The organism is Pseudomethylobacillus aquaticus (assembly GCF_003730115.1).
Taxonomy (GTDB): Bacteria; Pseudomonadota; Gammaproteobacteria; order Burkholderiales; family Methylophilaceae; genus Pseudomethylobacillus; species Pseudomethylobacillus aquaticus.
On sequence record NZ_RJVP01000001.1, the window covers coordinates 218,276 to 244,877 of the forward strand.

Here is a 26,602-nt window from a genome sequence, read left to right on the forward strand (position 1 = left end):
GCTTTTGTTGTGCCCTGAACAGCAAGTTCTATGGTCAGTTCGATGGCCTGCAAACGTGCTTGGATGACTACAAATAGTGGCGTTAATCAGGCTGGGCAGATCCGCCCAGGCAAGATTTTTCACTCGTGCATTTTGGATATTGAAAGGATGGGCATGTCTTCACGCCTTGGTAAAATCGGCTTCACCTTCACTCTCATTGCGGCTGCGCTGACCGGCATCAGCGCTTGTTCCAAATCCTCCGACGCCCCGGCGGTCTCCACCGAGATCGTGCGTGTGGATGGCTCCAGCACCGTGTTCCCGATCACCGAAGCCATCGCCGAAGAGTTCCAGCGTGAATCCGGCATCCGCGTCACGGTGGGGATCTCGGGCACGGGCGGCGGCTTCAAAAAGTTCTGCCGTGGCGAGGTCGACATCACCCAGGCATCACGCCCTATCCTCGACAAAGAGATCGCCGCCTGCAAGGAAGCCGGTATCGAGTATGTGGAACTGCCTGTGGCCTATGATGCACTCACCGTGGTGATCAACCCGGACAATACCTTTATACAGAGCCTGAGCGTAGAGGAGCTGAAAGCTATGTGGCAGCCTTCCGCCCAGGACCAGATCAAGAGCTGGAACCAGGTCAACCCTGCCTGGCCGGACAAGCCGCTCAAGCTGTTCGGTGCCGGTTCGGACTCCGGTACCTTCGATTACTTCACTGAAGCCATCGTCGGCAAAGCCAAATCCAGCCGTGGCGATTTCACGGCATCCGAAGATGACAATGTGGTGGTGCAAGGCGTGGCGGGCGACGTGAACGCACTGGGCTACTTCGGATTTGCCTACTATGAAGAGAACAAGAACATGGTCAAGGCTGTGCCCATCCGTCGTGCCGAGAATGCCGATGCGGTGATGCCTTCCGAGAAAAGCGTGATGGATGGCAGCTATCAGCCACTGTCACGCCCCTTGTTCCTGTATGTCAAAGCCGCTGTCATCAAGGACAAGCCGGAAGCCAAGGCCTTCGTTGATTTCTACCTCGACAATGCCACCGATCTGGTCAAGGAAGTAAAGTTCATCCCGCTGCCGCAACAGGAACTGGATGCCGTGGTCGCGCATTGGCAGGCTGGTAAAGTGGGTACTGGTTTTGGTGGCGTACCGGAAGTGGGCATCAAGATCCAGGAATTGCTGAAGCGCATCTAAAGCAGCCCTAGAAAGCAGCTCTGGCACGCTAGCTCGCGCTAGCCGGCAAATGTCAGCGGCAGTGTCCTTGATGCAAGGGCGCTGCCGTTCTCATTTTCAGCGCGCCATGTTTATTTCACAGATATTTCACGCTATCTCAAGGTTTGTCACAAAACCGTCACAGACTGTCATTAAAGTTCACCTCGTGTTGCGGCGCCACCTGCGCCTGCAGTCCATTTTCTTAAATGACGGAGGTTGTAATGCAATCCAAATTTGTTATGTCCATGAGTGTCGCTGCATTTGTTGCAGCTGCATTTGCTGCACCAGTCAGCCATGCCGCTCCTGAGAAAATCATCAAGGTCGATGGCTCCAGTACCGTATACCCGATCACTGAAGCCGTTGCTGAAGAATACCAAAAGGCTACCAAGACCAAGGTGACCGTGGGCATCTCCGGTACCGGCGGTGGCTTCAAGAAGTTCTGCCGTGGCGAGACCGACATCTCCAACGCATCGCGCCCCATCCTGCAAAAAGAGATCGATGACTGCAAGGCCAACGGCGTGCAATTCATCGAACTGCCGATCGCATTTGATGCGCTGACCGTAGTGATCAACCCAAAGAACGAGTTCGCTAAGACCCTGAGTGTTGCTGAACTGAAGAAGATGTGGGAGCCAGCAGCGCAAGGCAAGGTCAAGACCTGGAAGCAAGTCAACCCAGCCTGGCCTGACCAGCCTCTGAAGCTGTTCGGTGCTGGCGCAGACTCCGGTACGTTCGACTATTTCACCGAAGCCATCGTTGGCAAGGCCAAGTCCAGCCGTGGTGACTTCACCGCTTCTGAAGATGACAATGTCCTGGTGAACGGTGTTGCAGGCGACGTGAATGCCATTGGTTACTTCGGTTACGCTTACTACGATGAAAACAAGGACAAGCTGAGAGCCGCTGCCATCGTGGAAAAGGCGGGTAGCCCAGCTGTACTGCCATCGCGTGAATCCATCGAGAACGGCACCTATCAGCCACTGGGTCGCCCGATCTTCATCTACGTGAATGCCACCGCTGCTGCGTTCAAACCGCATGTCAAAGGCTTCGTTGATTACTATCTGACCAAGTCCAAGCCACTGATCGAAGAGGTGAAGTATGTGCCTCTGCCACAGAAGGACCAGGACGCAGTGATCAAGCACTGGAAGGAACTGAAACCAGGTACCGGCTTCGGCGGTGTGGCTGAAGTTGGCGTCAAGGTTGAAGACCTGCTGTCCCGTATCAAGTAATCTCGGCTAAGTTTGAGGGGCGCGCAAGCGCCCCTCTGCTGTCTACGCCCCGCTTAAATCCGTTACAATGCCCGGGTTAAAAACATGAATATGGCCACCCAAGTGCTCGATACTCCAGACCTGCCCATCAGTGCCCGTTTTGCCAAGAACATCAAGCGCAACATCAAGGAACGCGTCATCGAGTTCATCTTGATGCTTGCTGCCATGTCGGCAGTTGCCACCACACTGGCCATCGTCGCCATCCTGTTATACGAATCTGCTTCCTTCTTTGAGCATGTTTCCATCGTTGATTTTCTGACCGATACCCAATGGACGCCGCTGTTCGAAGACGCCCATTACGGCATCATGCCGCTGGTGGCCGGTACGCTGACCACCTCCTTCATTGCGCTGCTGGTTGCCGTGCCGATCGGCACCATAGGCGCGATCTACCTGTCGGAGTTCGCTTCCCACAAGACCCGCGAGATCGTCAAACCCATCCTGGAACTGCTGGTCGGCGTGCCTACTGTGGTGTTCGGTTACTTCGCCCTGCTGTTCGTGACCCCGATGTTGCAAACCTTCCTGCCCAACCTGCCTGCATTCAATATGTTGGGGCCAGGCATCGTGATCGGCATCATGGTGGTGCCTTATATCGCCTCGCTGGCTGAAGACGCCATGCGTGCCGTGCCGATGAGCATGCGCGAAGGTTCTTATGCCATGGGCGCCACCCGCTTCCAGACCGCCCTCCGTGTGGTGACCCCGGCAGCGGTGTCCGGCATCGTGGCGGCCTACATTCTGGCCATTTCGCGTGCTGTAGGCGAAACCATGGTGGTGGCGATCGCCGCCGGTCAACAACCTACGCTGACCTTCAACCCGATGGAAGGCGCCGCCACCATCACCGCCTACATCGTGCAAGTGGCCATGGGTGACCTGCCACACGGCAGCATCGGCTATCAGAGCATCTTCGCGGCTGGTCTGGTACTGATGCTGATGACGCTGGCCTTCAATCTGATTGGCCATGCAACACGCAAGAAATTCCGTGAAAGCTACTAAGATGACCGACCAAGTGAAACCTCAAGCTTCCGTGCTCGCCAACCTCGACGAGGTGCGGGCCATGATCAAGCGCCACAAACTCAACGACTCGATCTTCGCCATCATCGGCCTGGTCGCGCTGATGATAGGCCTGCTCACCCTGTTGACGCTGTTCGTTGACCTGGTGATGGACGGCTACCCGCGCTTCAATCTGGACTTCATGAGCGAGTTCCCTTCCCGCCGTGCCGGTTCCGCCGGTCTGTTGTCGGCCTGGGTAGGTTCCCTGCTGGTGCTGTCGGTGACCTTCATCTCGGCCGTGCCCATGGGCGTGGGCGCTGGTATCTACCTGGAAGAATATGCGCCCAAGAACTGGTTCTCTGATCTGATCGAGATCAACGTGACCAATCTGGCTGGCGTGCCTTCCATCATCTACGGTCTGCTGGCGCTAGGCTTGTTTGTGTATATCCTGGGCCTGGGTCAGAGCATCGTCACGGCTGGCCTCACCTTGGGCCTGCTGATCCTGCCGGTGGTGATCGTCTCCACCCGTGAAGCCATCCGCAGCATCCCGGTGGCCATCCGTGAAGCGGCCTACGCGGTAGGTGCTACCAAGTGGCAAGTGGTGTCGCAGCACGTGGTGCACTACTCCTTTGGCGGCATCCTGACCGGCGTGATCATCGGCATGTCGCGTGCCATCGGTGAAACGGCGCCCATCATCACCATCGGCGCGCTGACCTTCATTGCTTTCCTGCCGCCATCGCCAGTGAGTGCTGAACCGCCCTACCTGAACTTTGACTGGCTGTTCTCCGGCTTTACCGTGCTGCCTATCCAGATGTTCAGCTGGCTGTCACGTCCTAATCCAGAGTTCCATATCAATGCGGCAGCGACTGGCGCGATCATCATCGTGGTCACCCTGCTCATGAACGGTACGGCCATCTGGTTGCGCTACAACATGCGCAAGAAGATCAAATGGTAAAGCTCACGTCGTCACCAGTGCTCGGTGCTCACCTGCACTGAGCCAGCGACTCACGATACCCAACGCATACAAACATTCAGGAAAACTTATGGTGACCGTTACAACCCCGATCAAAGCTGAATCGCGCAATCTGAATTTCTTTTACAACGGTGGCAATCACGCGCTCAAGGGCATTACCATGCCTCTCTATGACAAGAAGATCACCGCGCTGATCGGCCCTTCCGGCTGTGGTAAATCCACCTACCTGCGCTGCTTCAACCGCATGCACGATCTGTACCCTGGCAACCGCTACGAAGGCCAGATCGTCATGCACCCGGACAACACCAATGTGCTGGCCGATGGCGTGGACGCCATCGAAGTGCGCATGCGTATCAGCATGGTGTTCCAGAAGCCCAACCCCTTCCCCAAATCCATCTACGAAAACGTCGCCTATGGCCTGCGTGTGCGTGGCGAGACCAACAAACGCGTGCTGGACGACAAGGTGGAAGAAGCGCTCAAGGGCGCGGCGTTGTGGAACGAAGTGAAAGACAGACAGCAGGACCTGGCCTTCAACCTGTCCGGCGGCCAGCAACAACGTCTGTGTATCGCCCGTGCATTGGCCACCGACCCGGAGATCATGCTGTTCGATGAGCCCACCTCCGCGCTGGACCCGATCGCCACGGCCAACATCGAAGAACTGATGTCCGAACTGCGCAACAAGCTCACCATCCTGGTGGTGACCCATAACATGCAGCAGGCTGCACGTATCTCCGACTATACCGCCTATATGTACCTGGGCGACCTGATCGAATACGGTGACACCGACAAGATCTTCACCAACCCGTCGCGCAAGGAAACCGAAGACTACATCACCGGCAAATTCGGCTGATACGCTTCAGTAAGACAAAAGCCCCGCAAGGGGCTTTTTTATTGGGCGTGAACGCTGTGATCTGCGGCCCCAGATAGTGTTAGCTTCAAGTATGGAGCTGAGCTACTTAGCTGCGCGCCACAATTGTGAGCCTATCCGGCAGACTCGGGAGCAAGTCCACCCTACCAGGTTTGTGCTTGCGGCTTGGCTGCGTTTTTTTGTTCTTCTTCTGCCCGGATACGTCGTTCTTCAGGCGTGTTTATCCACATCCAGTCGGATGTCACAAACAAACCATTGTCATAAACGGCAACCAACAGCTCCGTGTTATCTGGTAAGCGCCAAGTAAATTCATAATGCTTGGTATCAACCTCTTTATTTACTCCCGCTTCAAATGGTCCTTGGAAGTCATCCTCTATAAATCCGTATTCTTTACAATGCATTTCGCATTGGATTTTCAACCGCACTTTTGCTTCCTGGAGCGCAGATTCCCGCGTTAAATAATGCAGCTCCTGATAGCACTTCACCATTAGAAACAAGGGCAGCAATAACACTAAAAACAGAACCAAGATTCTCTTATGGTGGGTGTTCATGATTGCTCTGATCCATGGATGATTGATGTTGTCAGGCAGCTTGTTGGCTTGGCAATGTGAATGGTCAGCTTGTTCAATGGCTATCCCGTTCCGACACCGCCGCCCAGAACGAGGCCAGCACGATCAGCGCGCCGCCTACCCATTCCTGCACTTGCATGGTCTCGCTTGCGAGGTAGTAGGACGCGATGGCGGCCACGACCAGTTCGAACAGGAAGATCACCGCAGCTTTGGAGGCCGGGATGCGCGTCACGCCGTATTGCACGAACAGTGTGGCGGCCATCAGCAGCAAGGCGATCAGGGCCATGATAAGCCAGTTCAGCGCCGTGAACACCTGCGGTGACGGGAATGGCTGATCAAGCACCGGTTGCACCAGCAGCGACATGCCGATCACGCCGAACCACACCGCCATGGATTTGACGCGCAGGCTCATGTGGCTGGCGCGGCGTGTGATCACATTGGTGAGCGCAAAGCCGATGCCCGCTGATAAAGCCAACCATTCGGCCGTGTTGTGCGGGATGGGCATGGCGTTGGGTTGCCACAGCATGATGAATGCGCCGGTTAGCGAAATGCCCATCACCAGCAGGCCTTTGCGGCTGATGTGTTCGCGCAGCCAGAAATGCGCCAGCAGCAATGTCCACAGCGGGGAAAGATAGAACAGCAGCATCACGCGCATCACTTCGCCGTCGATCACGGCCAGCACGTAACTGAGGTTGGTCCAGCCCGCCACGATGGCCAGCCAGAAGGCGGTCTGCGGCAAGCTGCCCAGGCCGCGCCAGTGCCGGGCGAACAGCAGCAAGCCCAGGCTGGCCGCGATGGCGTAGGTGTAGAAGCTGGACGCCACGCCGGAAACACCGGCTTCCTGCATGATGCGGTAGGGATACCAGATCACGCCCCAGCTGGTGGCGCCGAACAGCAGCCCGAAAACGGCCCAGTAGTTCTTTGTTGTCGTGTTATCGCCCACTATAATGCTCACATGAATACCCATCTGAATGCTGCATTGAATCCGAGTCTGAACCTGCTGCAGCCCTACCCGTTCCAGCGTTTGCGCGAATTATTCGCGGGCGTGACGCCCAACCCGTCATACAGCCCGATCAACCTGTCCATAGGCGAGCCCAAGCACGCCACGCCCCAGCTGATCAAAGATGCCATGGTCAGCAATCTGGCTGGCCTGGCCAATTATCCCACGACTGCAGGCATCCCTGCCTTACGTCAGGCGATTTCAGACTGGGCCACGCGCCGTTACGGCATCCCGGCCCTGAACATCGACACCGGGATCATTCCCGTTAATGGCAGCCGTGAAGCGTTGTTCGCGTTCGCGCAGGCGGTGATAGACCGTAGCCGCACCGCGCCTGTGGTGATCTCGCCCAACCCGTTCTATCAGATCTACGAAGGTGCTGCGCTGCTGGCCGGTGCCGAGCCTTATTACCTCAACACCCTGCCGGAAAACCAGCATGCGATGGAGTTTGATAGCGTGCCGGTCAGCGTATTGCAGCGCACCCAGCTGGTGTATGTCTGTTCGCCCGGCAACCCCTCCGGCAAAGTGATGACGCTGGCGCAGTGGAAAGCCATCTTTGAGCTGTCTGACCGTTATGGTTTTGTCATCGCGGCGGATGAATGTTATTCCGAGATCTACTTTGATGAAGCCCAGCGGCCGTTGGGTGCATTGCAGGCGGCCCACCAACTGGGCCGTGACTACACGCGCCTGGTGGTGTTCAGCTCGCTGTCCAAGCGCTCCAACGTGCCGGGCATGCGCTCCGGCTTTGTGGCAGGCGATGCGAAGATCCTGGAAAAATTCCTGCTCTACCGCACCTACCATGGCTGTGCCATGAGCCCGACGGTGCAAGCCGCCAGTATCGCAGCCTGGAACGACGAAGCGCACGTGCAGGACAACCGTCGCCAGTACGCCGAGAAATTCAGCCAGGTCACCCCGCTGCTGCAAACCGCGCTGGATGTGCGGATGCCGGATGCCGCCTTCTATCTGTGGGCACGCACCTCCGGTTCGGATACCGATTACGCCCTGCGCTTGTACCGCGATCTGAACATCACCGTGCTGCCAGGCAGCTACCTGGCGCGTGAAGCCCATGGCCTCAACCCGGGCGACGGCTTTATCCGGCTGGCACTGGTGGCCTCCTTGAACGAATGCCTGGAAGCTGCAAGGCGTATTGCGCTGCTCTAGCTGAGTGCTGAGGCGGTGCCGCTTTCTGTGCAGGGTATTCAATAAGAAGCAGCATCTTTAGCGCTTGATGCAATATGCTGGTGGCCCTGGATGCGGCGGCACGCCCCAGTCAGGTTGTCTCTTTGCACCATCATATGAACAATCCAATCTGTCCACTGCGCTGTCTCTGCATTCAGACCAACCCCGCATGACAAGCTCGCCATGATCGGTACTGCCTGCTTTTCAAGATCTTGTCGCGCCTGCGCCATTATTGACCTGCATCAATAACGGTCGCCCATGCCATGCGTACCATGCCTTTCATTCGATCACGGAACAGGCAGAGGATGAAACATGGAAGGGCAGCTGAAAAAAACAGGATTCATGATTGTGGCATTGGGGCTATGCGCCCCGATGTTCGTGCAGGCAGAGACCGGTGACTGGGTGATACGTGGCCGTGCCGTGCATGTCAGTCCGAACGAAAGCAGCGACCTTGGGCGTACCGTCAACCGCAATGTAGCCCCAGGTGCCATGTCGCCCGGTGCCGCACTGGCGGTTGAAAGCAACACCATTCCTGAGCTCGACATCAGTTATTACCTGAGCAAGCACGTGGCTGCAGAACTCATCCTGGCGTTAGGCAGCAAGCATGACGTGAGCATACGCGACGACCAGCTGGCTACCGTAGGCAATCAGCCATTGGGCAACATCGATGCCCTGCCCCCCACGCTGACACTGCAATGGCATTTCAACCCGGACCAGAAGATCGACCCCTATGTAGGCGCTGGTTTCAACTACACCCGCATGCTGGACCGTGACCTACGCCTGACACAGGGCGCACTCGCTGGCAGCCGTATCAAGGTGGACAGCGACAGCTTCGGCTTTGCCGTGCAGGCTGGTGTTGACATCAAGCTGTCTGACGGCTGGATATTGAATGCTGACCTCAAATACCTGGACATGGACACCAATGTGAAACTCAGGACCGCAGGCTGGACGCGCATCGACCGCCTCGACATCAATCCATGGCTGTTAGGCATTGGCATAGGCAGACGCTTCTGATGGCTAATTGCCCATAATACTGTATGGGTCACGCTCCACCCTCGCCCTGCCACCCATTCTGGCAGGGCTTTTTTTGGATCGTTGAGTTTGATTCAAACGATACGCGAATAGCGTGCCTGTGTCCTCGTGCCCCGCAAATAGTGATCGAAGTGCATGGCGATGCCACGCACAAAATACCAGCCCAGGGCGGTCACTTGCAGTGACCGGGTATCCAGTTCGATTATCCCTTCGTTCACCAGCTCACTCAAGGCTGCCAGCTCGACAGCAAAGTAGGTATTGAATTCAATCAGATGCGCCGCTTCGATGGATTCGAACTCTACCCTACCCTGGCACATGATGGCCATAATCACTGCGCGGCGCAGCAGGTCATCGCGGGTGAGTTGTAGGCCGCGTGCGATCGGCAAGTGTCCACGTTCCAGCGCTTCGTAATAGCGGGTCAGCGTCTTTTCGTTCTGACTGTAGGTGGCCCCCACTTTGGCTATGGACGAGACGCCCAGCGCGATCAAGTCGCCTTCCTGCCGCGTGGTGTAGCCCTGAAAGTTGCGGTACAAGCGCCCCTGCCTGCGTGCCACCGCCAGCGCATCGTCAGGCAGGGCAAAGTGGTCCATGCCGATGTAGTCGTAGCCTGCCACTTGCAAGCGCTCAATGGCCATGGCCAGCATCTGCAACTTGTCGGGGCCTGCTGGCAGGCTGGCACTGTCGATCTGTTGCTGGGGTTTGAAGCGCTCAGGCAGATGGGCATAGGCATACAAGGCGATGCGGTCCGGGCGCAGTTGCAGCAAGGTCTTCAAGGTCTGCATGAAACTGGCCGGTGTTTGTCTGGGTAATCCATAGATGAGATCCACATTGATGCCATGAAAACCAAGTTGCCGCGCCTGTGCTACCAGTTCGAACACCTGCTGCGTGGATTGGCGGCGGTTGACCTCCACTTGCACTTCGGCATCAAAATCCTGCACGCCTATGCTGAGACGATTGAAACCAAGCTCGCGCAGGCGGACTAAACGCGCACTATCCACGGTGCGTGGATCCACCTCGATGGCCAGCTCCGCATCGTCCATGACGCCGAAATGATGGCGCAATGCCGCCATCAGACGTGCCAATTCAGCGTCATTGAAATAGGTGGGCGAGCCGCCGCCTAGGTGCAACTGCGTAACAGCGGCCTGACGGCCGTCCGGTTGCGTGTGCAGATGGACGGCATGCAAGGCCATCTCGCGTATCAGGTAACGCAGGTATTCGCTGGCACGTTCATGACGACGGGTGATGATCTTGTTGCAGGCGCAGTAGAAGCACAGATTGGCACAGAACGGCACGTGCACATAGATGGACAATGGTTGCTGTGGGAGCACGCGCTGGTACAAAGCCTGCAGGTAATCTTGCTGGTCGAAGCCATCATTGAATCGGTCAGCGGTCGGATAGGAAGTGTAACGCGGGCCGCTGATATCAAAACGTTGCAACATGGCGGCCGGGATCGAGACGTTGGGGCGACTGGAAGACGGTGTGCTGGTCATGGCGTGTGCTTGGTGATTGAGCATGCCAGCTTGCCAGCCCTGCCCGCATTCGTATTTGATGCAGCGCAAACAAAGTGTAATTCGTGCTACCGCAGTGTGCTTAAACGCGCTAAGCTGGACATCATGGATATGCAAGCTCATCAAGCTCATGGAGAGGCTGTAACCAGCCTGACTCCTGCCACCATCAAAGTAGCCTGTTCCAACTGTAACCTGCGCGAACTGTGCATGCCAGTCGGCATGGACGCGGATGATTTGCAGCGCCTGGATGTCCTGGTCGCTAATCGCCGCAAAGTGCTACGCGGGGATCGGCTGTTTCACGCAGGCGATACCTTCACCTCACTTTATGCGATCCGTACCGGCTTCTTCAAGACCTCGGTGGCCAGCGAAGATGGGCGTGAACAAGTGACTGGCTTTCAGATGGCAGGCGAGATCCTGGGGCTGGATGGCATTGTGCATGACCGGCACGATTGCGACGCGATCGCGCTGGAAGATGCGGAAGTTTGCGTGATGCCATTCGTGCAGGTGGAGTCCTTGTCAAGGGAGTTCCCGGTGTTGCAGCGCCATGTCCACAAGATCATGAGCCGGGAGATCGTGCGCGAAAACGGCGTTATGCTGCTGTTGGGCAATATGCGCGCTGAAGAGCGGCTAGCCGCTTTTTTGCTTAACCTCACGCAACGCCTCAGTGTGCGGGGGTTTTCGCGTTCACAACTGGTACTGCGCATGACGCGTGAAGAGATCGGCAGTTATCTGGGCCTCAAACTGGAGACAGTGAGTCGCACTTTCTCGCGATTTTCCGAGGCCGGCATCATCGAAGTCAAACAGCGTCAGGTGAAGATTTTGCAGCCGGACATGCTCAACCAGATCTTTAACGGCGCAGCCAGCTGCGGTTAGCCCGCTTAACGGGCTGACTTTATCTTGGCGCGATTTTACCGCTCGCAGATGAGTTGATTGGCATTTGCTGCACTGGGGCTTGTAAAGGCTGCGCCAGCATGCTGCTCAGTAGCGCAGGTGAGGCGTAACCATCGGCGCTGAGCCCCACCGAAAGCTGGTAGCGCCGGATCGCCGCCTGGGTCTGCGGGCCGGGGAAACCGTCCGGCTCACCTGCCTCAAACCCCAGCAGATTGAGTTGCTGCTGCAGCTGTTTCAAGGCTTCATGACTGAGCGCGTCATGGGCGGATTCGTCACCGTGCATCAGGTCAGGGCCGCCTATGATGCGCTCGCTGAGCAGCGCCACCGACAGTGCATAGTTCACCGAGCGGTTCCAGCGCATGACGATGTCAAAATTATCAAACACCAGGAAAGCCGGGCCTTTGGCCCCCTGCGGCAGGATCACCGCGGCAGGCGCATCCAGACTGTCTTGCCGCAAGGTTTCGACTGGTAAAACCCCCATGGCCAGCCAGTTGCGCGCTGGTTGGCGCAGATGCAGGGCCGCCTGTTGCCAGTCGAACTGCTCTGGCAGCCAGACTTCGACGGCAGTGGGCTGCGTGCCCTGCCAACCCATCTGGCTCAGGTAGTTGGCCGCTGAGTGGAAGGCATCTGGTAAAGAGTTCCACACGTCGATATACCCATCCTGATCGCCATCCACAGCGTAGCGCAAAAACGTCGATGGGATGAACTGCATGTGGCCCATCGCGCCCGCCCAGGAGCCGCGCATTCCGCTGGCTTGGATATGCCCTTGTTCAATGATGCGCAAGGCATCCAGCAACTGGCTGCGAAAGAACTGATGGCGGCGTCCATCATACGCCAGGGTGGCCAACGCTGCCGGGATGGCATGGCTGCCCATGAACTGGCCATAATTGGTTTCCAGGCCCCAGAATGCCAGCAACACCGAAGACGGCACGCCATAGACAAGCTCAACGTCGTCGAGCAGCGCCTGATGACGCTGACGCAGGGCTTGCCCGTTGTTGACGCGGTTATCGGTCACCCGTTTGCTGAGGTAACTGAGAAAAGGTTGCACGAATTCAGGCTGGTTCCTGTCCTGCGCCACGATGTTGGCATCCGGGCTGACATTGCCCAAGGCTGCATGGAAAGTCGCTGCAGAGATGCCCTTAGCCAGTGCTTCGATGCGCAACTCATCCAGCCATGCTGCAAACCCGGTCTGTGCCTGGGCGGTGTTCGCCAGCCCTGCCATCAGGGTTGCCAGTAGCAATAGCAGCCTGATCAGCGCACGCCATGTGGAACGTGCAGGCCACACTGGGTATGCGAAATAGGCCTTCAAGAAAGATGTGGGTTGCATGTGTGTCAGTCTGTGCCTGATTATACGACTAAGCTATTGTATCCATCCGGCGGCCTCGCCGGGTGTAGCGTCCATATTAGCCGCAAATCGCACGGAGACTGAGATGCATCGTTTGATTCCTGCTTTAGCCAGTCATGGCACCACCTTGTTGCTGGGCTTCGCCTTGGGGATCTACCTGCTGCCCATCCTCACCGCACCCGATTCCCCGGCTACGACCAGCCTGACGCAAGTGCAGCAGAGCGCGCGTTACACGGCCACACTGCGCCGTGATCTCAAAGGCAGCGATCCGCTGCATTGGGGCGAAGGGAAGTTGTATGTGAAGGACGATACCATCGCGCTGATGGGCAAGCTGGCGCCTGGCCCGGATTACAGGCTTTATTTATCGCCACACTTCGTGGATGACCGTACGGGCTTTCTGCGCCATAAAGCCGACATGGTACAGATCGGCCACATACGCACCTTCAACGATTTTCTCGTAGATGTTCCGCAAGGCATTGATGTTTCAAAATTTAATACGGTTATTGTCTGGTGCGAATCATTCGGTCAATTCATCACGGCTGCGCAGTATCAAGGCTTGCGCTAGCATCAAAGCCTGCACCAGGCCGCTCCCAGCGATTGAGGCCGCTTAAAAATCGCCTTTGCGTGCCTTGTCGATGATGTCGATGAGCACACGTTCCAGCTCCAGTGCCGCTTTTTGTGCACGTTCGGTCGGGTTCTTGATACTTTTGAGGTCGAAGCTGGGGCGATCCAGCGCCATATAAAGCAGGCCTTTGCTCTGGTAGATGGCGATGCGGCACGGGGCGAACACCACGAACTCAGGGTGGTCCAGCATGATCTCGGCGCCCAGACCCAGATTACAGAAAGCACGCACCTCCAGTGGCCCTTCCGGCGTCAGGCCACGCTGTTTCATGTGATCGCCAATAGGGAAATTGGCTGGATTGACGAAATTGTTGCCGTCCGCGTTGGTTTTAAGGCTGTCCACGACATCGTCATAACTTACGCCGGGCTCGACCGGCACGATGTAGACAGCGCTATTCTGATCTATGGGCGGTAGCGCAGCGGCGGCGTGCGCGCTTGCAGCAGCCCCGAATGACATCGCCAGTAGCGACGCGAGCAATACAGGGGTCATCGCTGCGAGAGTGTTGCCGAGTCTGGGCATGGTGCTAAGCCTCCATGGATGAACGGGTGCGCGTGGCTCAGGCTTCCATGGCCGCGATGACGGAACGTCGGTCCAGATGTGGAGCCAGTAGCTGGATGAAGCCGTACATATAGCCACGCAGGTAACCATCACGCCGCACGCCTATATAAGTCGTGCTGGGTGGAAAAAGCTTACTGGCATCCAGCATGGCCAGATTGCTGTCGCGCTCGGCATCATAAGCCATGTGCGCGACCAGCCCCACCCCCAGCCCCAGGCTGACATAAGTTTTGATCACGTCAGCGTCGATGGCGGTCAGCACCACATTGGGTTGCAGCCCCTGCTCACTGAACACACGGCTGACCAGCGAGCTGCCGGTAAAAGCAAAGTCATAGGTGATGAGCGGGTAGTCAGCGATCTTTTGCAAGGTCAGCGGCGTGTCATCGATGAGCGGGTGCCCGTGCGGTACCACCAGGCAGCGGTTCCACTGATAGCAGGGCAGGCATAACAGCTTGTCGTAACTGCTGATGGCTTCAGTGGCGATGCCGATATCAGCTTCGCCACTGGCCACTTGTTCCGCCACTTGGGTCGGATTGCCCTGATGCAGGTTGAGCTTCACCTGCGGGTAAAGCTCCATGAACGCTTTGACGGCTTTGGGCAGGCGATAGCGGGCCTGGGTGTGGGTAGTGGCGACCGTCAGGCTGCCGACTTCTTCACGCGTGAATTCTTCTCCCACGCGGCGGATGTTCTCCATTTCGTGCATCACGCGCTCGGCCATCTGCAAAATGGTCTTGCCGGGTTCGGTGAGGCCGGTCAGCCGCTTGCCATTGCGCTGGAAGATCTGCAGATTGAGCTCGTCCTCCAGCAGCTGGATCTGTTTGCTGACGCCGGGCTGTGAGGTGTGCAAGGCCTCTGCTGCCGTCGAGATGTTGAGTCCCTGGCGCGCCACTTCGCGGATATAGCGTAATTGATGCAATTTCATGCTGATGTTCCAACCCCGGTCATGTCACACCTTTATATAACAAAATTCACTACATGCATATCAAACTATTATTTAGATTATAAAGCGCCAACTGGTATATTGCGCGCCATATCAGTTTCAGCCAGCACACGCGAGCCGTCAACGGCAGCAAGGACAGTATGGAAATCGGTTATATCTTCTCCGGCCTGATGGTCGGCATCCTCGTCGGCATCACCGGTGTGGGTGGTGGCTCTTTGATGACCCCGCTATTGGTGTTTTTGTTCAATTTTTCGCCCGCGGTGGCGGTGGGTACCGACCTGTTGTTCGCTGCGCTCACCAAGACCGGCGGAGTGTGGGTGCATCATGGCAAACATGGCTCGGTGGACTGGAAGATCGTGCGTCACCTGGCCTACGGCAGCCTGCCGGCCGCTGGCCTCACCATCTGGCTGCTGCATGTGCTGGAAAAGAACAGCAAGGACATTTCCGGCCTGATCACCTTTAGTCTGGGGGTGGCGCTGATCCTGACCTCGATCGCCGTACTGATCCGCGCCTACCTGCAGCGCAATGCACCGGCGCTGACCGATGAAAGCAATGTGGGCCGGTTTGGTGACCGGCAATTGGGCGTTACCATCGCGGTCGGCTTTGTATTGGGGGCGCTGGTCACGCTGTCTTCAGTAGGTGCTGGCGCTCTTGGGACCGTCGCCCTGTTCTTCCTGTATCCACGCCTGCCCACGCTCAAAGTGGTGGGTACGGACCTGGCCCATGCGATCCCGCTGACCGCCCTGGCCGGAGCCGGTCACTGGGGTCTGGGAAATGTTGATTTTGTGCTGTTGGGCAGCCTGCTGATCGGCTCGCTGCCAGGTATTTGGCTGGGCAGCCATCTGAGCGCCCGGATTCCTGATAAAATATTGCGCCCGTTACTGGCACTGCTGCTATTGTTGATCGGGCTAAAATTTGTTTTGAAATAATGCGATAAGAATCGATACCCCACTCCATGTATAAATATGACGAAATTGACCAGGCCATCGTGAACGAACGTGTCGCGCAGTACCGCGACCAGACACGTCGTTATCTGGCTGGGGAACTCAGCGATGAAGAGTTCCGTCCTCTGCGCTTGCAGAATGGCCTCTACATCCAGCGCCATGCCCCCATGCTGCGCATCGCCATCCCCTACGGCACACTGGCCTCCTACCAGCTGCGCAAGCTGGCCGAGATCACCCGCCGCTATGACAGGGGCTATGGTCACTTCAGTACGCGCCAGAACCTGCAACTGAACTGGCCGCGCCTGGAAGACACCCCGGACATCCTCGCCGAACTGGCCACCGTGCAGATGCACGCCATCCAGACCTCAGGCAACTGCATACGCAACATCACCACCGACCAGTTCGCCGGCATCGCCCCGGACGAGATCATCGATCCACGCGCCGTGGCCGAGATCATGCGTCAGTGGAGCACCTTCCACCCCGAGTTCGCGCTGTTGCCGCGCAAATTCAAGATCGCGGTCTCCGGCAGCCAGCAGGACCGTGCCCTGGTGCAGGCGCACGACATCGGCCTGGAGTTCTTCTATGACGCCGATCACAAGATGGCGATCAAGGTATGGGTAGGTGGCGGCCTGGGCCGCACGCCTATCCTGGGTACCGTGATCAACGAGCAGCTGGAATGGCAGCATGTGCTGACCTATTGCGAAGCCATCATCCGTGTTTACAACCTGCATGGCCGTCGTGACAACTCTTACAAGGCGCGCATCAAGATCCTCGTCAAGGCACTGGGCATTGACGAGTTCCGCCGTCAGGTGGATGCGGAGTGGGCCCACCTCAAGGATGGCCCCAACACCATCACCGAGGCCGAGCTGGAGCGCGTTGCGCACCACTTCACACGCATGCCGTATGACACCCTGCCCGCTCACGATGCCAGCTTCGACGCCGCCATCGCCAGCAATCCGGCCTTTGCTGCCTGGGTGAAGCGTTGCGTGCATGCGCACCGTGAACCGGGCTACCGCGCTGTGACACTGTCGCTCAAGCCACATGGCGTGGCACCGGGCGATGCCACCACCGAGCAGATGCAAGTGGTGGCCGACCTGGCCGACCGTTACAGCTTCAATGAGTTGCGTGTGTCGCATGAACAGAACCTGATCCTCACCGACGTGCGCCTCGGCGACCTGTATGCCTTGTGGGAAAACGCACGTGCGCATGGCCTGGCCACACCTAACATCGGCTTGCTCACCGACATCATCTGCTGCCCCGGTGGCGATTTCTGCTCGCTGGCCAATGCCAAGAGCATTCCCATCGCAGAAGCCATCCAGCGTCAGTTCGACAATCTGGATTACCTCCATGACATCGGCGATCTGGAACTCAACATCTCGGGCTGCATGAACGCTTGCGGACATCACCATATCGGTCATATCGGCATCCTGGGTGTGGATAAGGACGGTTCCGAGTGGTACCAGGTCACCATAGGCGGCAAACAAGGTTCGGACGCCAGCCTGGGCACCGTGATCGGCCCTGCGTTCTCGGCAGACGAGATGCCCGGTGTGGTGCAGCGTCTGATCGATGTGTATATCGCGCAGCGCAGCGATGAAGAACGCTTCATCGACACCGTGCGCCGCATCGGCGTGGCCCCGTTCAAGGAATATGTCTACGCTGACAAGGCAGGCAAAAAGGAAGCGGCTCATGTCTAACGCCACGCCCAAACAACTGATCCATGGCAACCAGATCGTGGCCGACGAATGGACGCTGGTCAAACTGCCTGTGCTGGGCGAAGAAGTCGTGCGCAAGCAGGCTGGCAAGGTCGTGCTGTTCAAGCTGACCGGCGAGCCCGGCGCCAGCGCCGAACAGATCGCGGCTACCGAGATCCCGGCCAGCGGCAAGGTCATCGTACCGTTGTCGGTCTGGCTGGCCCGCAAAGCCGAATTGCAGGAGCGTCTGGCCAAAGGCGAGCTGGGGGTGTGGCTGGCTACGCACGAGGTCGTGGAAGCACTGGCTGCCGACCAGGCTGATCTGAACGTGTTTCCGCTGATCGCCGTGTTCGTCGAGCGCTTTGCCGATGGCCGTATCTTCTCCATCGGCAATCTGCTGCGTACACGTCATGCTTACAAGAATGAACTGCGTGCTTTTGGCGATGTGCTGCGCGACCAGTTGTTCTTCCTCAAGCGCTGCGGTTATGACAGCTACCTGATCCGTGCCGACCGTTCCGCAGAAGATGCGTTGGCCGGCCTGCAGGACTTTACCGAACCGTATCAGGGCGCTGTGGACCTCGCGGAGCCGGTGTGGCGCCGTCGTCAGCGTAACGGCGCAACGGCCTGAGCATGAGCGGCGAAGTCAGTATGTTGCGCCCTGCAGCCAGCAACCCGGCCATCCGTCCGGCGTTGACCGATGCGCTGCGCGGCAGCGTGGCGAGCAAGACGGCTGAACTGGTGGCGGCCTTGTCGAGCGCAGTCGACGAGTTCGGTACAGAGGCGCAGATCACCTTTGCCAACAGCCTGGGTGCAGAGGACATGGTGCTCACCGATGTGATCCTGCGCAATGCCCTGCCCATCGAGATCTTCTCGCTGGACACCGGCCGTTTGCCCGTGGAGACCTACGACCTGATCGCCGAGGTGGAAAGCAAGTACGACACCCGTCTCAAGCTGTTCTTCCCGCAATCGGCACCAGTCGAGCAGTATGTGCGCATGCACGGCATCAATGCCTTCTACACCTCGATCGAACTGCGCAAGGCCTGCTGCCACATGCGCAAGGTAGAGCCCTTGCAGCGCGCCCTTAAAGACAAGAAAGCCTGGATCACCGGCATGCGTGCGCAGCAGTCTGCAACGCGTACCGATCTGCCTGCGCGTGAGTACGACGCAGGCAATGGCCTGGAAAAACTCAATCCGCTGGCGCAGTGGAGCGAGCAGGAAGTCTGGGCCTATATCCACCTGCACGCGGTGCCTTATAACAAGCTGCACGAGCAGTTCTACCCCAGCATAGGGTGCGCGCCGTGCACGCGTGCCGTCGCGCTGGGCGAAGACATACGCGCTGGCCGCTGGTGGTGGGAAGACCCCACCTCCAAGGAATGCGGCCTGCACGTCAAGAAATCACCATAGAAACCGATATGACCACTCAAACAAAACAACCTTTATCGCATCTCGACTGGCTGGAAGCCGAGGCCATCCACATCCTGCGTGAAGTGGCTGGCCAGTGTTCCAACCCGGTATTGCTGTTCTCGGGCGGCAAGGATTCGCTGTGTATCCTGCGTCTGGCCGAAAAAGCCTTCCGTCCTGGCCGCTTCCCCTTCCCGCTGCTGCATATCGATACCGGCCACAACTATCAGGAAGTGATTAACTTCCGTGACCAGCGCGCAGCGGAACTGGGCGAACGTCTGATCGTGCGTTCGGTTGAAGACTCCATGAAACGTGGCACCGTGGTGCTGAAGTCGCCGGACGAACCACGCAACAAGCATCAGTCGGTCACCCTGCTGGAATCCATCGAGGAATTTGGTTTTGACTGCTGTATCGGTGGCGCACGTCGTGACGAAGAAAAAGCCCGTGCCAAGGAACGCATCATGAGTTTCCGTGACGAGTTCGGTCAGTGGGACCCGAAGAACCAGCGCCCCGAGCTATGGAACCTTTATAACGCGCGCAGCCACAAGGGCGAGAACATCCGCGCCTTCCCGATCTCCAACTGGACCGAGATGGACGTGTGGCAATACATCGAGCGTGAGAACCTGCAACTGCCCAGCATCTACTTCGCCCATCAGCGCGACGTGGTGATGCGCGGTGGCGCCATCGTACCGATCAATGTGCCGCTAGCCAGTGGCGAAGTGATCAACCAGCCCAAGGCCGGTGAAGAAGTCATCAACATGCAGGTGCGCTTCCGCACCGTGGGCGACATCACCTGCACCGCGCCGGTGATCAGTGATGCTGACAATGTTGAAAAGATCGTGCTCGAGACAGCCACCACCACCATCACCGAGCGTGGCGCAACGCGTCTGGATGACCAGACCTCGGATGCCTCGATGGAACAGCGCAAAAAAGAAGGTTACTTTTAAGATGTCCAATTTCGTACCACTCAATGATGTGCAAGCAGCACAGCACAACGACAGCCTGCTACGTTTCATGACCTGTGGCAGTGTCGATGACGGCAAGAGCACCCTCATCGGCCGCCTGCTGTTCGACACCAAGACCATTCTGGCTGACACGCTGACCCAGATCGAAAAGACCTCCAGAAAGCGCGGCATGGAAGCCGTGGACCTTTCGCTGCTCACCGACGGCCTGCAAGCCGAGCGCGAGCAAGGCATCACCATCGACGTGGCCTACCGCTACTTCAGTACCGGCACGCGCAAATACATCATCGCCGATGCGCCAGGTCACGAACAGTACACGCGCAACATGGTCACCGCTGCATCCACGGCCAATCTGGCCATCATCCTCATCGATGCACGCAAGGGTGTGCTCACGCAGACGCGCCGCCACTCTTTCCTGGCACATCTGGTCGGCATCCCGCATATCGTGGTGGCCGTCAACAAGATGGACCTGGTCAATTATGACCAGGCTGCCTATGACAAGATCTGTGCGGATTACCTGGCGTTCGCCACCGAGATCGGCCTACAGCGTGCGGGACACGACATCCAGTTCATCCCCATGTCAGCACTCAACGGCGACATGATCGTGGACCGTGGCGATGCCATGGACTGGTACCAGGGCCCGACCATGCTGGACATGCTGGAAGTGGCACCGACCGCGCACTCCGAGCGCGATGAACCGTTCCGCTTCCCGGTGCAGTTCGTGTGCCGTCCGCATGCATCGGATGATCCTGAGCTGCATGATTTCCGTGGCTTCATGGGCCGTGTGGAATCCGGTGATGTCAGCGTGGGTGACGCCGTGACCGTGCTGCCTGCTGGACATAGCTCCAAGGTGAAAGCCATCCTGCTCGGCGAACAGAGCCTCAGTACCGCCAGCACCGAACAATCCGTCACCCTGCTGCTGGAAGACGAGATCGACACCTCCCGTGGTGACATGATCGTCAAGAGCGATCAGACCCTGGAGCCGGTGAAGCAGATCGAAGCCATGGTGTGCTGGTTGTCGGAAACGCCGCTTTCCGCCGCACGCACCTACATCATTCGCCATACCACGCGCGAATCCAAGGCCAAGGTCGGCACCATCAGCTACAAGGTGGATGTCAACACACTGGAACAGCTGCCTGCGCAAGGCCTGGCCATGAACGACATCGCACGCATCAGCTTCCGCCTGGCACAGCCCCTGATGGTGGATGCCTACAGCGTGAACCGTGCCACGGGGGCGTTCATTGTGATCGATGAATCCACCAACAACACGGTTGGCGCCGGGATGATCATCTGAGTTTTTACCAGATCGCCAAAATTCATTAAAATAGCGCCCAGGCCAGCATGCGGCGTACGCCATTAGAGGAAAAACCATGACTTATGTAGTAACCGAGAACTGCATCCAATGCAAATACACCGACTGCGTGGACGTTTGCCCGGTGGATTGCTTTGTGGAAGGCCCTAACTTCCTCGCCATCAATCCGGATGAATGCATAGACTGCACGCTGTGCGTGGCGGAATGCCCGGCAGAAGCCATCTTTGCTGAAGATGATGTGCCGGCTGACCAGCAGGAATACATCGCGCTCAACGCGCGACTGGCGCAGTTGTGGCCCACGATCACCAGCCGCAAAGAGCCGTTGCCAGACGCCGATGCCATGAACGGCGCAGCAGGCAAGCGTGAGCTTCTGGTTGAATGATCGCACTGAAGCGGTTGATTATTAAATAATATCAAAATAAAAAAGGAGGCGAATGCCTCCTTTTTTACGCCTGCCGTACTGTACGGCTACCCGCCTTCAACCACTCAACGCTGCAGGAGAAACTTGCTCTGGCAGTGCATAGATGGCCGGCAGGTTGCGCCACCAGCCATAGACATCCATGCCGCAACCGAACACATAGCGATTGGGCACCTGCAGACCGACATGATCGGCCCGGATCGGCTTTTCATGCCCGAGCAACTTCTCGGCCAGCACCGCGATCACCACGCGACTCGCGCCCTGCTCCAGGCATTTCTCGCGTATGGCCGCCAGCGTATGGCCTTCATCGAGAATGTCATCGATGAGCACCACGGTGCGATCCTTGACGTGATGCGAGGGCAACACCTTCCATAACAAGGTCTGGCCCTGCGTCTGGTTGTGATAGCGACTGGCCTGCACGTAGTCGAACTCCAGCGGAAAATCCAGCAAGGGCAACAACTGTCCGGCCAGCACCACGGCGCCACCCATCACACACAACACCAGAGGCTGACTGTCGTGCAGTGACAGTTTGAGCGCAGCTGCCAGTTCGGCGATGGCCAGGCGCACGGCTGCCTCATCATGGATAAGGTCAGCGTGGGCCAGGTATTGCGCGGGAGGCAAGGTGGGGTCGAACAGCGTCATCGTCAGAGCACTGGGTTCACAGCATTCACAGCCCGGATTTCAGCGAGCGCATGTAGTGCATGAACTCATCGCCGATCTCGTCATGCTTCATCGCGAACTCCACGTTGGCCTGCACATACCCCAGCTTGCTGCCGCAATCATAGCGTTTGCCGTGGAAACGGTAGGCCAGCACCTGCTCATACTGCATGAGGGCTGCGATGCCGTCGGTAAGTTGCAATTCACCGCCCTTGCCCGGTTTGATGTTCTCCAGGCAATCGAAGATGCGTGGCGTCAGCACATAGCGCCCCACCACAGCCAGATTGGATGGCGCCTCTTCAGGCTTGGGTTTTTCCACGATGCTGTTGACCGTGAGCACGTCAGTGGAGACAGCGCTCGCGTCGACGATGCCATAGCTGGCGGTGTCCTCGGGCGCGACATCTTCCACCCCCAGCACACTGCTGCCCTTTTGCTGGTACAGCTCGACCATCTGCTGCATGGCAGGCGTTTGTGCATCGATCAGGTCATCTGCCAGGATCACCGAGAACGGCTCATTGCCGACCACGGATTTGGCAGTCAATACCGCATGCCCCAGGCCCAGTGCTTCCGCCTGACGCAGGTAGATGCAGGTCACGCCCTTGGGAATGATGCTGCGTATCATCTCCAGCATCTTGGTCTTGCCGCTGGCCTCCAGCATCGCTTCCAGCTCGAACGACTTATCGAAATGGTCCGGGATGGAGCGCTTGTTACGGCCGTTCACGAAGATCAGCTCCGTGGCACCGGCCGCGATGGCCTCTTCTACTGCGTACTGGATCAATGGCTTATCAACGATAGGCAGCATCTCCTTGGGGCTGGCTTTGGTGGCAGGCAGGAAACGCGTGCCCAGGCCAGCGACAGGAAATACGGCTTTGGTGATTTTCGACAATTTCATGGCTCCCTTGTTTTGTTATTCCAGTTGGATTGTAGTCGATTTACTTTGGGTGCTGCTGCTGAAGCGCATCACCAGGAACCGCCAGTATAACGTTTGATGTCACGCAACTGACGTTTGGTCGGGCGTCCGGCGCCGCGTTCACGTTGCGCATGGTCGGCTTCACGGGTGATAGCGGCTGCCTCGCGTTTTGCCACACTGGCGGCGGTTTCTTCGTAGAGCAAGGCCGCCTCAGGCGCGCCTCGCCGCTGGTTGGACAATGCGCGCACGGTGACCTCGATATCCATGTCCTTGTTGCGTATGGACAGTGTCATGCCGATGCGCATCTCGCGGGCCGGTTTGACACGGTCGCCATCGATATGCACTTTACCGCTGTCCACCGCGTCGGTGGCCAGACTGCGTGTCTTGAAGAAACGTGCTGCCCATAACCACTTGTCCAGGCGGCATTTGTTGTCTTCCTGATCGTTGTCTTTATCGGTTTTTTTCATGGTCGATCAGGGACTGAATGGCTGGCTGGATATTCATGGCGGGGCTCTGACTCAAGGCGTGAGCGCGACACGGTTGTGGTGGTGGTACTCACGCAGGCGCTGCAAAGTGTCGTGCGCCTGACGCAGCAAGGTGCCCTCGGCATAGTGACCATGTCCATCCGGCGCACCTATGGGCATGGGGCTCAGGCAGGCCAGACCGTCCAGCACATCGCGCATGCTGTACAGATGGAACTGGCCCGCCGCCACCGCTTGCTGCACTTCAGCATCCAGCACCAGATGGCCCAGATTGCTTTCCGGGATCAATACGCCCTGCTCTCCATCCAGGCCCAGTTGCTGGCACAAACGGAAATAGCCTTCGATCTTTTCATTGACGCCACCGATGGCCATCACATCGCCGTGCTGGTTCAGCGCGCCGGTCAGGGCCACGCCCTGACGCAGCGGCACGCACGCCAGTGCAGACAGCAAGGCATACAGCTCGGCACAGGAGGCAGAGTCGCCTTCCACACCGTGATATTCCTGCTCGAACACCAGGGCAGCATTGAGAGACAGCGGTGTCAGCGCCACAAACTGACTGGTCAGCCAGCTTTGCAGGATGAACAGGCCCTTGTCATGATTGGGCCCGGTCATCTCCACTTCCCGGTCGATGTTGATGATGCCGGCCGCACCTGCGCTGCAACGCGCCGAGATGCGCACCGGCGAACCGAAGCTGGTGTCACCCAGATCGATATGGGTGAGGCCATTGATCTGGCCGATGGCTTCACCAGTGACGCGGATCAGGATCTCGCCATCTGCGATGGCGTCACGAAAGCCCTGTTCAGGCAATGCCGAGCGCAACCTGCGCTGCTGCATGGCATCTGTCACATGGGCAGCCTGGATCTGTGGCGACTGCTGCTGTAGCGCGATAGCTGCGCTCTCGATCAGCCATTGCTGCAATTCGCCAAAATGCGTACTGAGGCGGCGCTGATCCTCTATCTTGCGGTGCATGGCTTGCAGCAACACGACGACGGCGCCCGTGCTGCAGGCAGGTAGTTGCAAGGCCTGGCAGCGTGCCCTCAACCAGGCAGCGACGGCACGGTAGTTATCCGCATTGGCCGGCATGCGTTCGCTGAAATCCACCTTGACCGGGAAGAAACCGGCCAGCTCCGGCAGGGTGTCGTGTAACTGATCACGCTCTTCTGCAGTGGCGATCAGCACGATCTTGACATCCAGAGGCAGCGGCTCGGGTTTCACTGCCAGTGCGCTGGCGTGTTGCCCGGAAACCGTCTCTTCCAGCTGGATACGACCATTGCGTAGCACACGCAGCAGGCGGCCCAGCAGGTTGTTGTCTGTATCAGCCAACAGGTCGCTCAGATGCAGCAGCAGCATGCCGCCATGCGCCCGCAACAGATTGCCTGCACGCAAACGCAGCACATCCGCCTGGTTTTCCGAGGCATCACAGCCACCGAACAGTGAGGCCAGGCTGGGATCATCGTCGTGCAGCACGGGCGCACCGCCGTTGCTGCATAGATAGCGTTGATCCACCAGCAGATTGGCGCGGTATCGGTTGAGGCAGACTTCAAGCTGGTTCTCGGGCTCACTGCTGAGGTGTAGCTGCTGCAGTTGATCCAGCAGATCCTGACGCAACTCGGCCAGCCAGCCCTCGAACGCTGCAGCTTGCAAGAGGTGGGCACTGTGCTCGCGCTTGAGTTGCGCGATACGCGCATCCAGCAAGGCGGCCACGGACTCCAGTGCACTGCTGCCAGGCCCGGCCTCTGCGACCGGCGTTTTCTCTGATCTGGCACCCGGTTCCATGCCTGCTGACGCTTCCTGCCATTGCCCCAGGATATGACGCGCCAATTCACGCGTCATCTGCTCCAGCCCGCTACGCAGCAGGGCGCCGCTGGCAGCCTGCATAGGCAGGGCCAGAGGTTTCTCAGGCGCAGAGAAATGATGCAGGTAGACCAGGTCTGCCGCAGCAGGCCAGTCGGCAGCGATGCGGCGCATGGCGCTCAGCATCAGCGAGGTGCGGCCACTGCCAGGCTCCCCTTCCACCAGCAGGTGCATGCCAGGCTGGCGCAACTGCAGGCCGAATTCGGCCGCTTGCCAGGCGCCTGGCTGCCCTATCCAGGTGCTGTTGTCTGCAGGCGTGTCCGCTGGCTCCAGCCAGGCCGGATCGATGGCCACACTCAATTGTTCCGCTGCCAATCTGTTCAGCATGTGTAGTCCTATTGTGACTGCCAGCGCTGTTTGGCACTGTCATCGCTGCTACGGGCTTCGACCCAGCGCTCGCCACTTGCGCTGGCTTCCTTCTTCCAGAACGGGGCTTCGGTCTTGAGGTAATCCATGATGAACTCACAGGCCGAGAAAGCATCGCCACGATGTGGGCTGGTGGTGACCACCAGCACGATCTGGTCCTGCGCCTGCAGACAGCCATAACGGTGGATGACCAGGGCGTCATGCAGTGCCCAGCGCGTGGCAGCCTGCTGCACGATGGCCTGCAAGACTTTTTCGGTCATGCCCGGGTAATGTTCCAGCGTCAGCGTGGAGACTTCGGCACCCTCGTTGATGTCACGCACTTGACCGATGAAGGCCACCACTGCGCCGGTGTCGCGACGGGAAAGACGCAGACGGCTGATCTCTGCGCCCGCATCAAAATCCTCAAGCTGAACGCGCACTTCCACGCTCAACCCCCTGTCACAGGTGGAAAAAATGCCACCTCGTCGCCCGCCTTGATGACCGCCTCGGTGCCAACCAGCGCATGATTGATGGCCGCACGTATCGCTTGCTGCCCGGAGAACATGGTCTGCCAGGCATCGCCCCGGCTGGCCAGATGCTGCATCAGGGCGGCGACAGTATCCACACCTTCGGGCAGCTGCAATTCCTCGGTGGAATATTTCAAAGATTCTTTTAGACGGGCGAAATAGAGGACGGTGATCTGCATG

28 protein-coding genes are annotated in these 26,602 nt (G+C 58.2%); 16 read left to right on the plus strand and 12 right to left on the minus strand.

The window, feature by feature from the left end; genetic code table 11:
* The first annotated feature begins 153 nt into the window (after positions 1 to 153).
* From ED236_RS01015 to pstB, 5 genes are all read left to right on the plus strand, one after another.
* The gene (locus tag ED236_RS01015; protein ID WP_123236559.1) at positions 154 to 1,173 is read left to right on the plus strand and encodes a PstS family phosphate ABC transporter substrate-binding protein; all 1,020 of its coding nucleotides are present in this window, start codon (positions 154 to 156) and stop codon (positions 1,171 to 1,173) included.
* 239 nt (positions 1,174 to 1,412) lie between these two features.
* The gene (locus ED236_RS01020; protein WP_123236089.1) at positions 1,413 to 2,414 is read left to right on the plus strand and encodes a PstS family phosphate ABC transporter substrate-binding protein; all 1,002 of its coding nucleotides are present in this window, start codon (positions 1,413 to 1,415) and stop codon (positions 2,412 to 2,414) included.
* Positions 2,415 to 2,498: 84 nt separating this feature from the next.
* Complete coding sequence (gene pstC, locus ED236_RS01025) at positions 2,499 to 3,443, plus strand: phosphate ABC transporter permease subunit PstC (protein WP_193726045.1); 945 nt, start codon at positions 2,499 to 2,501, stop codon at positions 3,441 to 3,443.
* Position 3,444: 1 nt separating this feature from the next.
* On the plus strand, positions 3,445 to 4,395 hold the full coding sequence (pstA, locus tag ED236_RS01030) for a phosphate ABC transporter permease PstA (RefSeq protein WP_193726046.1): 951 nt from the start codon (positions 3,445 to 3,447) through the stop codon (positions 4,393 to 4,395).
* Between the two features lie 88 nt (positions 4,396 to 4,483).
* Positions 4,484 to 5,263 (plus strand): phosphate ABC transporter ATP-binding protein PstB, encoded by a 780-nt coding sequence (gene pstB / locus ED236_RS01035; protein ID WP_123236091.1) that lies wholly within the window; start codon positions 4,484 to 4,486, stop codon positions 5,261 to 5,263.
* 161 nt (positions 5,264 to 5,424) lie between these two features.
* On the opposite strand, the gene ED236_RS01040 is transcribed toward pstB, so the two are convergent.
* Both ED236_RS01040 and ED236_RS01045 read right to left on the minus strand, forming a co-directional pair.
* Positions 5,425 to 5,832, minus strand: coding sequence for a hypothetical protein (locus ED236_RS01040; protein ID WP_123236092.1), 408 nt, complete (start codon positions 5,830 to 5,832; stop codon positions 5,425 to 5,427).
* A gap of 73 nt (positions 5,833 to 5,905) precedes the next feature.
* Positions 5,906 to 6,805 carry a DMT family transporter gene (locus ED236_RS01045; RefSeq protein WP_240031976.1) on the minus strand — a complete coding sequence of 300 codons (900 nt, stop codon included), beginning with the start codon at positions 6,803 to 6,805 and terminating at the stop codon, positions 5,906 to 5,908.
* 24 nt (positions 6,806 to 6,829) lie between these two features.
* Here ED236_RS01045 and dapC point away from each other — a divergent pair, with 24 nt between their 5' ends.
* Positions 6,830 to 8,008 carry a succinyldiaminopimelate transaminase gene (dapC, locus tag ED236_RS01050; protein ID WP_123236561.1) on the plus strand — a complete coding sequence of 393 codons (1,179 nt, stop codon included), beginning with the start codon at positions 6,830 to 6,832 and terminating at the stop codon, positions 8,006 to 8,008.
* A gap of 360 nt (positions 8,009 to 8,368) precedes the next feature.
* Positions 8,369 to 9,040 carry an OmpW/AlkL family protein gene (locus tag ED236_RS01060; protein WP_123236562.1) on the plus strand — a complete coding sequence of 224 codons (672 nt, stop codon included), beginning with the start codon at positions 8,369 to 8,371 and terminating at the stop codon, positions 9,038 to 9,040.
* A gap of 92 nt (positions 9,041 to 9,132) precedes the next feature.
* On the opposite strand, the gene hemN is transcribed toward ED236_RS01060, so the two are convergent.
* Positions 9,133 to 10,572 carry an oxygen-independent coproporphyrinogen III oxidase gene (gene hemN / locus ED236_RS01065; RefSeq protein ID WP_123236095.1) on the minus strand — a complete coding sequence of 480 codons (1,440 nt, stop codon included), beginning with the start codon at positions 10,570 to 10,572 and terminating at the stop codon, positions 9,133 to 9,135.
* 105 nt (positions 10,573 to 10,677) lie between these two features.
* Here hemN and fnr point away from each other — a divergent pair, with 105 nt between their 5' ends.
* A complete protein-coding gene (fnr, locus tag ED236_RS01070) occupies positions 10,678 to 11,439 on the plus strand; it encodes a fumarate/nitrate reduction transcriptional regulator Fnr (protein WP_205125620.1) in 762 nt (253 codons plus the stop codon).
* Positions 11,440 to 11,458: 19 nt separating this feature from the next.
* On the opposite strand, the gene ED236_RS01075 is transcribed toward fnr, so the two are convergent.
* Entirely contained in the window at positions 11,459 to 12,679 is a 1,221-nt protein-coding gene (locus ED236_RS01075; protein ID WP_205125621.1) for a lytic murein transglycosylase, read from the minus strand.
* A gap of 208 nt (positions 12,680 to 12,887) precedes the next feature.
* On the opposite strand from ED236_RS01075, the gene ED236_RS01080 reads away from it, so the two are divergent.
* Entirely contained in the window at positions 12,888 to 13,367 is a 480-nt protein-coding gene (locus ED236_RS01080; protein WP_123236096.1) for a DM13 domain-containing protein, read from the plus strand.
* Between the two features lie 42 nt (positions 13,368 to 13,409).
* On the opposite strand, the gene ED236_RS01085 is transcribed toward ED236_RS01080, so the two are convergent.
* Both ED236_RS01085 and cysB read right to left on the minus strand, forming a co-directional pair.
* On the minus strand, positions 13,410 to 13,943 hold the full coding sequence (locus tag ED236_RS01085) for a DUF302 domain-containing protein (protein ID WP_420820400.1): 534 nt from the start codon (positions 13,941 to 13,943) through the stop codon (positions 13,410 to 13,412).
* A 37-nt stretch (positions 13,944 to 13,980) separates the two neighbouring features.
* A complete protein-coding gene (cysB, locus tag ED236_RS01090; protein WP_123236098.1) occupies positions 13,981 to 14,901 on the minus strand; it encodes an HTH-type transcriptional regulator CysB in 921 nt (306 codons plus the stop codon).
* A gap of 158 nt (positions 14,902 to 15,059) precedes the next feature.
* Here cysB and ED236_RS01095 point away from each other — a divergent pair, with 158 nt between their 5' ends.
* The 7 genes from ED236_RS01095 (at position 15,060) to fdxA (ending at position 21,611) form a co-directional block, all read left to right on the plus strand.
* Complete coding sequence (locus tag ED236_RS01095; protein WP_123236099.1) at positions 15,060 to 15,848, plus strand: sulfite exporter TauE/SafE family protein; 789 nt, start codon at positions 15,060 to 15,062, stop codon at positions 15,846 to 15,848.
* A gap of 26 nt (positions 15,849 to 15,874) precedes the next feature.
* Positions 15,875 to 17,557: a nitrite/sulfite reductase gene (locus tag ED236_RS01100; RefSeq protein WP_123236100.1), complete on the plus strand. Its 1,683-nt coding sequence runs from the start codon at positions 15,875 to 15,877 to the stop codon at positions 17,555 to 17,557.
* Entirely contained in the window at positions 17,550 to 18,182 is a 633-nt protein-coding gene (locus ED236_RS01105) for a DUF934 domain-containing protein (protein ID WP_123236101.1), read from the plus strand. The genes ED236_RS01100 and ED236_RS01105 overlap by 8 nt, the downstream gene beginning before the upstream one ends.
* Before the next feature lie 2 nt (positions 18,183 to 18,184).
* Entirely contained in the window at positions 18,185 to 18,958 is a 774-nt protein-coding gene (locus ED236_RS01110; protein ID WP_123236102.1) for a phosphoadenylyl-sulfate reductase, read from the plus strand.
* 8 nt (positions 18,959 to 18,966) lie between these two features.
* Positions 18,967 to 19,902, plus strand: coding sequence for a sulfate adenylyltransferase subunit CysD (gene cysD, locus ED236_RS01115; protein ID WP_123236103.1), 936 nt, complete (start codon positions 18,967 to 18,969; stop codon positions 19,900 to 19,902).
* A gap of 1 nt (position 19,903) precedes the next feature.
* Positions 19,904 to 21,211: a sulfate adenylyltransferase subunit CysN gene (gene cysN, locus ED236_RS01120; protein WP_123236104.1), complete on the plus strand. Its 1,308-nt coding sequence runs from the start codon at positions 19,904 to 19,906 to the stop codon at positions 21,209 to 21,211.
* Between the two features lie 76 nt (positions 21,212 to 21,287).
* Positions 21,288 to 21,611 (plus strand): ferredoxin FdxA, encoded by a 324-nt coding sequence (gene fdxA, locus ED236_RS01125; RefSeq protein ID WP_123236105.1) that lies wholly within the window; start codon positions 21,288 to 21,290, stop codon positions 21,609 to 21,611.
* A gap of 96 nt (positions 21,612 to 21,707) precedes the next feature.
* Here fdxA and ED236_RS01130 read toward each other — a convergent pair whose 3' ends face one another.
* The 6 genes from ED236_RS01130 to moaD form a co-directional block, all read right to left on the minus strand.
* Complete coding sequence (locus ED236_RS01130) at positions 21,708 to 22,289, minus strand: hypoxanthine-guanine phosphoribosyltransferase (RefSeq protein ID WP_123236106.1); 582 nt, start codon at positions 22,287 to 22,289, stop codon at positions 21,708 to 21,710.
* A gap of 25 nt (positions 22,290 to 22,314) precedes the next feature.
* Complete coding sequence (gene galU / locus ED236_RS01135; protein ID WP_123236565.1) at positions 22,315 to 23,190, minus strand: UTP--glucose-1-phosphate uridylyltransferase GalU; 876 nt, start codon at positions 23,188 to 23,190, stop codon at positions 22,315 to 22,317.
* Positions 23,191 to 23,264: 74 nt separating this feature from the next.
* Positions 23,265 to 23,681: an RNA-binding S4 domain-containing protein gene (locus tag ED236_RS01140; protein WP_123236107.1), complete on the minus strand. Its 417-nt coding sequence runs from the start codon at positions 23,679 to 23,681 to the stop codon at positions 23,265 to 23,267.
* Between the two features lie 51 nt (positions 23,682 to 23,732).
* Positions 23,733 to 25,877, minus strand: coding sequence for an AAA family ATPase (locus ED236_RS01145; RefSeq protein WP_123236108.1), 2,145 nt, complete (start codon positions 25,875 to 25,877; stop codon positions 23,733 to 23,735).
* Between the two features lie 8 nt (positions 25,878 to 25,885).
* A complete protein-coding gene (moaE, locus tag ED236_RS01150; RefSeq protein ID WP_123236566.1) occupies positions 25,886 to 26,341 on the minus strand; it encodes a molybdopterin synthase catalytic subunit MoaE in 456 nt (151 codons plus the stop codon).
* Positions 26,342 to 26,343: 2 nt separating this feature from the next.
* The gene (gene moaD, locus ED236_RS01155; protein WP_123236109.1) at positions 26,344 to 26,601 is read right to left on the minus strand and encodes a molybdopterin converting factor subunit 1; all 258 of its coding nucleotides are present in this window, start codon (positions 26,599 to 26,601) and stop codon (positions 26,344 to 26,346) included.
* Between the last annotated feature and the right edge of the window lies 1 nt (position 26,602).

Bases quoted from the DNA above. Each gene is read 5' to 3' on its own strand.
- ED236_RS01140 (WP_123236107.1), bottom strand. From the start codon at position 23,681: ATGAAAAAAACCGATAAAGACAACGATCAGGAAGACAACAAATGCCGC.
- fdxA (WP_123236105.1), top strand. From the start codon at position 21,288: ATGACTTATGTAGTAACCGAGAACTGCATCCAATGCAAATACACCGAC.
- cysN (WP_123236104.1), top strand. From the start codon at position 19,904: ATGTCCAATTTCGTACCACTCAATGATGTGCAAGCAGCACAGCACAAC.
- ED236_RS01060 (WP_123236562.1), top strand. From the start codon at position 8,369: ATGATTGTGGCATTGGGGCTATGCGCCCCGATGTTCGTGCAGGCAGAG.
- ED236_RS01110 (WP_123236102.1), top strand. From the start codon at position 18,185: ATGAGCGGCGAAGTCAGTATGTTGCGCCCTGCAGCCAGCAACCCGGCC.
- cysB (WP_123236098.1), bottom strand. From the start codon at position 14,901: ATGAAATTGCATCAATTACGCTATATCCGCGAAGTGGCGCGCCAGGGA.
- ED236_RS01130 (WP_123236106.1), bottom strand. From the start codon at position 22,289: ATGACGCTGTTCGACCCCACCTTGCCTCCCGCGCAATACCTGGCCCAC.
- ED236_RS01020 (WP_123236089.1), top strand. From the start codon at position 1,413: ATGCAATCCAAATTTGTTATGTCCATGAGTGTCGCTGCATTTGTTGCA.
- fnr (WP_205125620.1), top strand. From the start codon at position 10,678: ATGCAAGCTCATCAAGCTCATGGAGAGGCTGTAACCAGCCTGACTCCT.
- pstA (WP_193726046.1), top strand. From the start codon at position 3,445: ATGACCGACCAAGTGAAACCTCAAGCTTCCGTGCTCGCCAACCTCGAC.
- ED236_RS01100 (WP_123236100.1), top strand. From the start codon at position 15,875: ATGTATAAATATGACGAAATTGACCAGGCCATCGTGAACGAACGTGTC.
- ED236_RS01080 (WP_123236096.1), top strand. From the start codon at position 12,888: ATGCATCGTTTGATTCCTGCTTTAGCCAGTCATGGCACCACCTTGTTG.
- moaD (WP_123236109.1), bottom strand. From the start codon at position 26,601: ATGCAGATCACCGTCCTCTATTTCGCCCGTCTAAAAGAATCTTTGAAA.
- ED236_RS01095 (WP_123236099.1), top strand. From the start codon at position 15,060: ATGGAAATCGGTTATATCTTCTCCGGCCTGATGGTCGGCATCCTCGTC.
- ED236_RS01040 (WP_123236092.1), bottom strand. From the start codon at position 5,832: ATGAACACCCACCATAAGAGAATCTTGGTTCTGTTTTTAGTGTTATTG.
- ED236_RS01075 (WP_205125621.1), bottom strand. From the start codon at position 12,679: ATGGCAGGGCTGGCGAACACCGCCCAGGCACAGACCGGGTTTGCAGCA.
- ED236_RS01105 (WP_123236101.1), top strand. From the start codon at position 17,550: ATGTCTAACGCCACGCCCAAACAACTGATCCATGGCAACCAGATCGTG.
- ED236_RS01015 (WP_123236559.1), top strand. From the start codon at position 154: ATGTCTTCACGCCTTGGTAAAATCGGCTTCACCTTCACTCTCATTGCG.
- ED236_RS01085 (WP_420820400.1), bottom strand. From the start codon at position 13,943: ATGCCCAGACTCGGCAACACTCTCGCAGCGATGACCCCTGTATTGCTC.
- pstB (WP_123236091.1), top strand. From the start codon at position 4,484: ATGGTGACCGTTACAACCCCGATCAAAGCTGAATCGCGCAATCTGAAT.
- hemN (WP_123236095.1), bottom strand. From the start codon at position 10,572: ATGCTCAATCACCAAGCACACGCCATGACCAGCACACCGTCTTCCAGT.
- cysD (WP_123236103.1), top strand. From the start codon at position 18,967: ATGACCACTCAAACAAAACAACCTTTATCGCATCTCGACTGGCTGGAA.
- ED236_RS01145 (WP_123236108.1), bottom strand. From the start codon at position 25,877: ATGCTGAACAGATTGGCAGCGGAACAATTGAGTGTGGCCATCGATCCG.
- pstC (WP_193726045.1), top strand. From the start codon at position 2,499: ATGAATATGGCCACCCAAGTGCTCGATACTCCAGACCTGCCCATCAGT.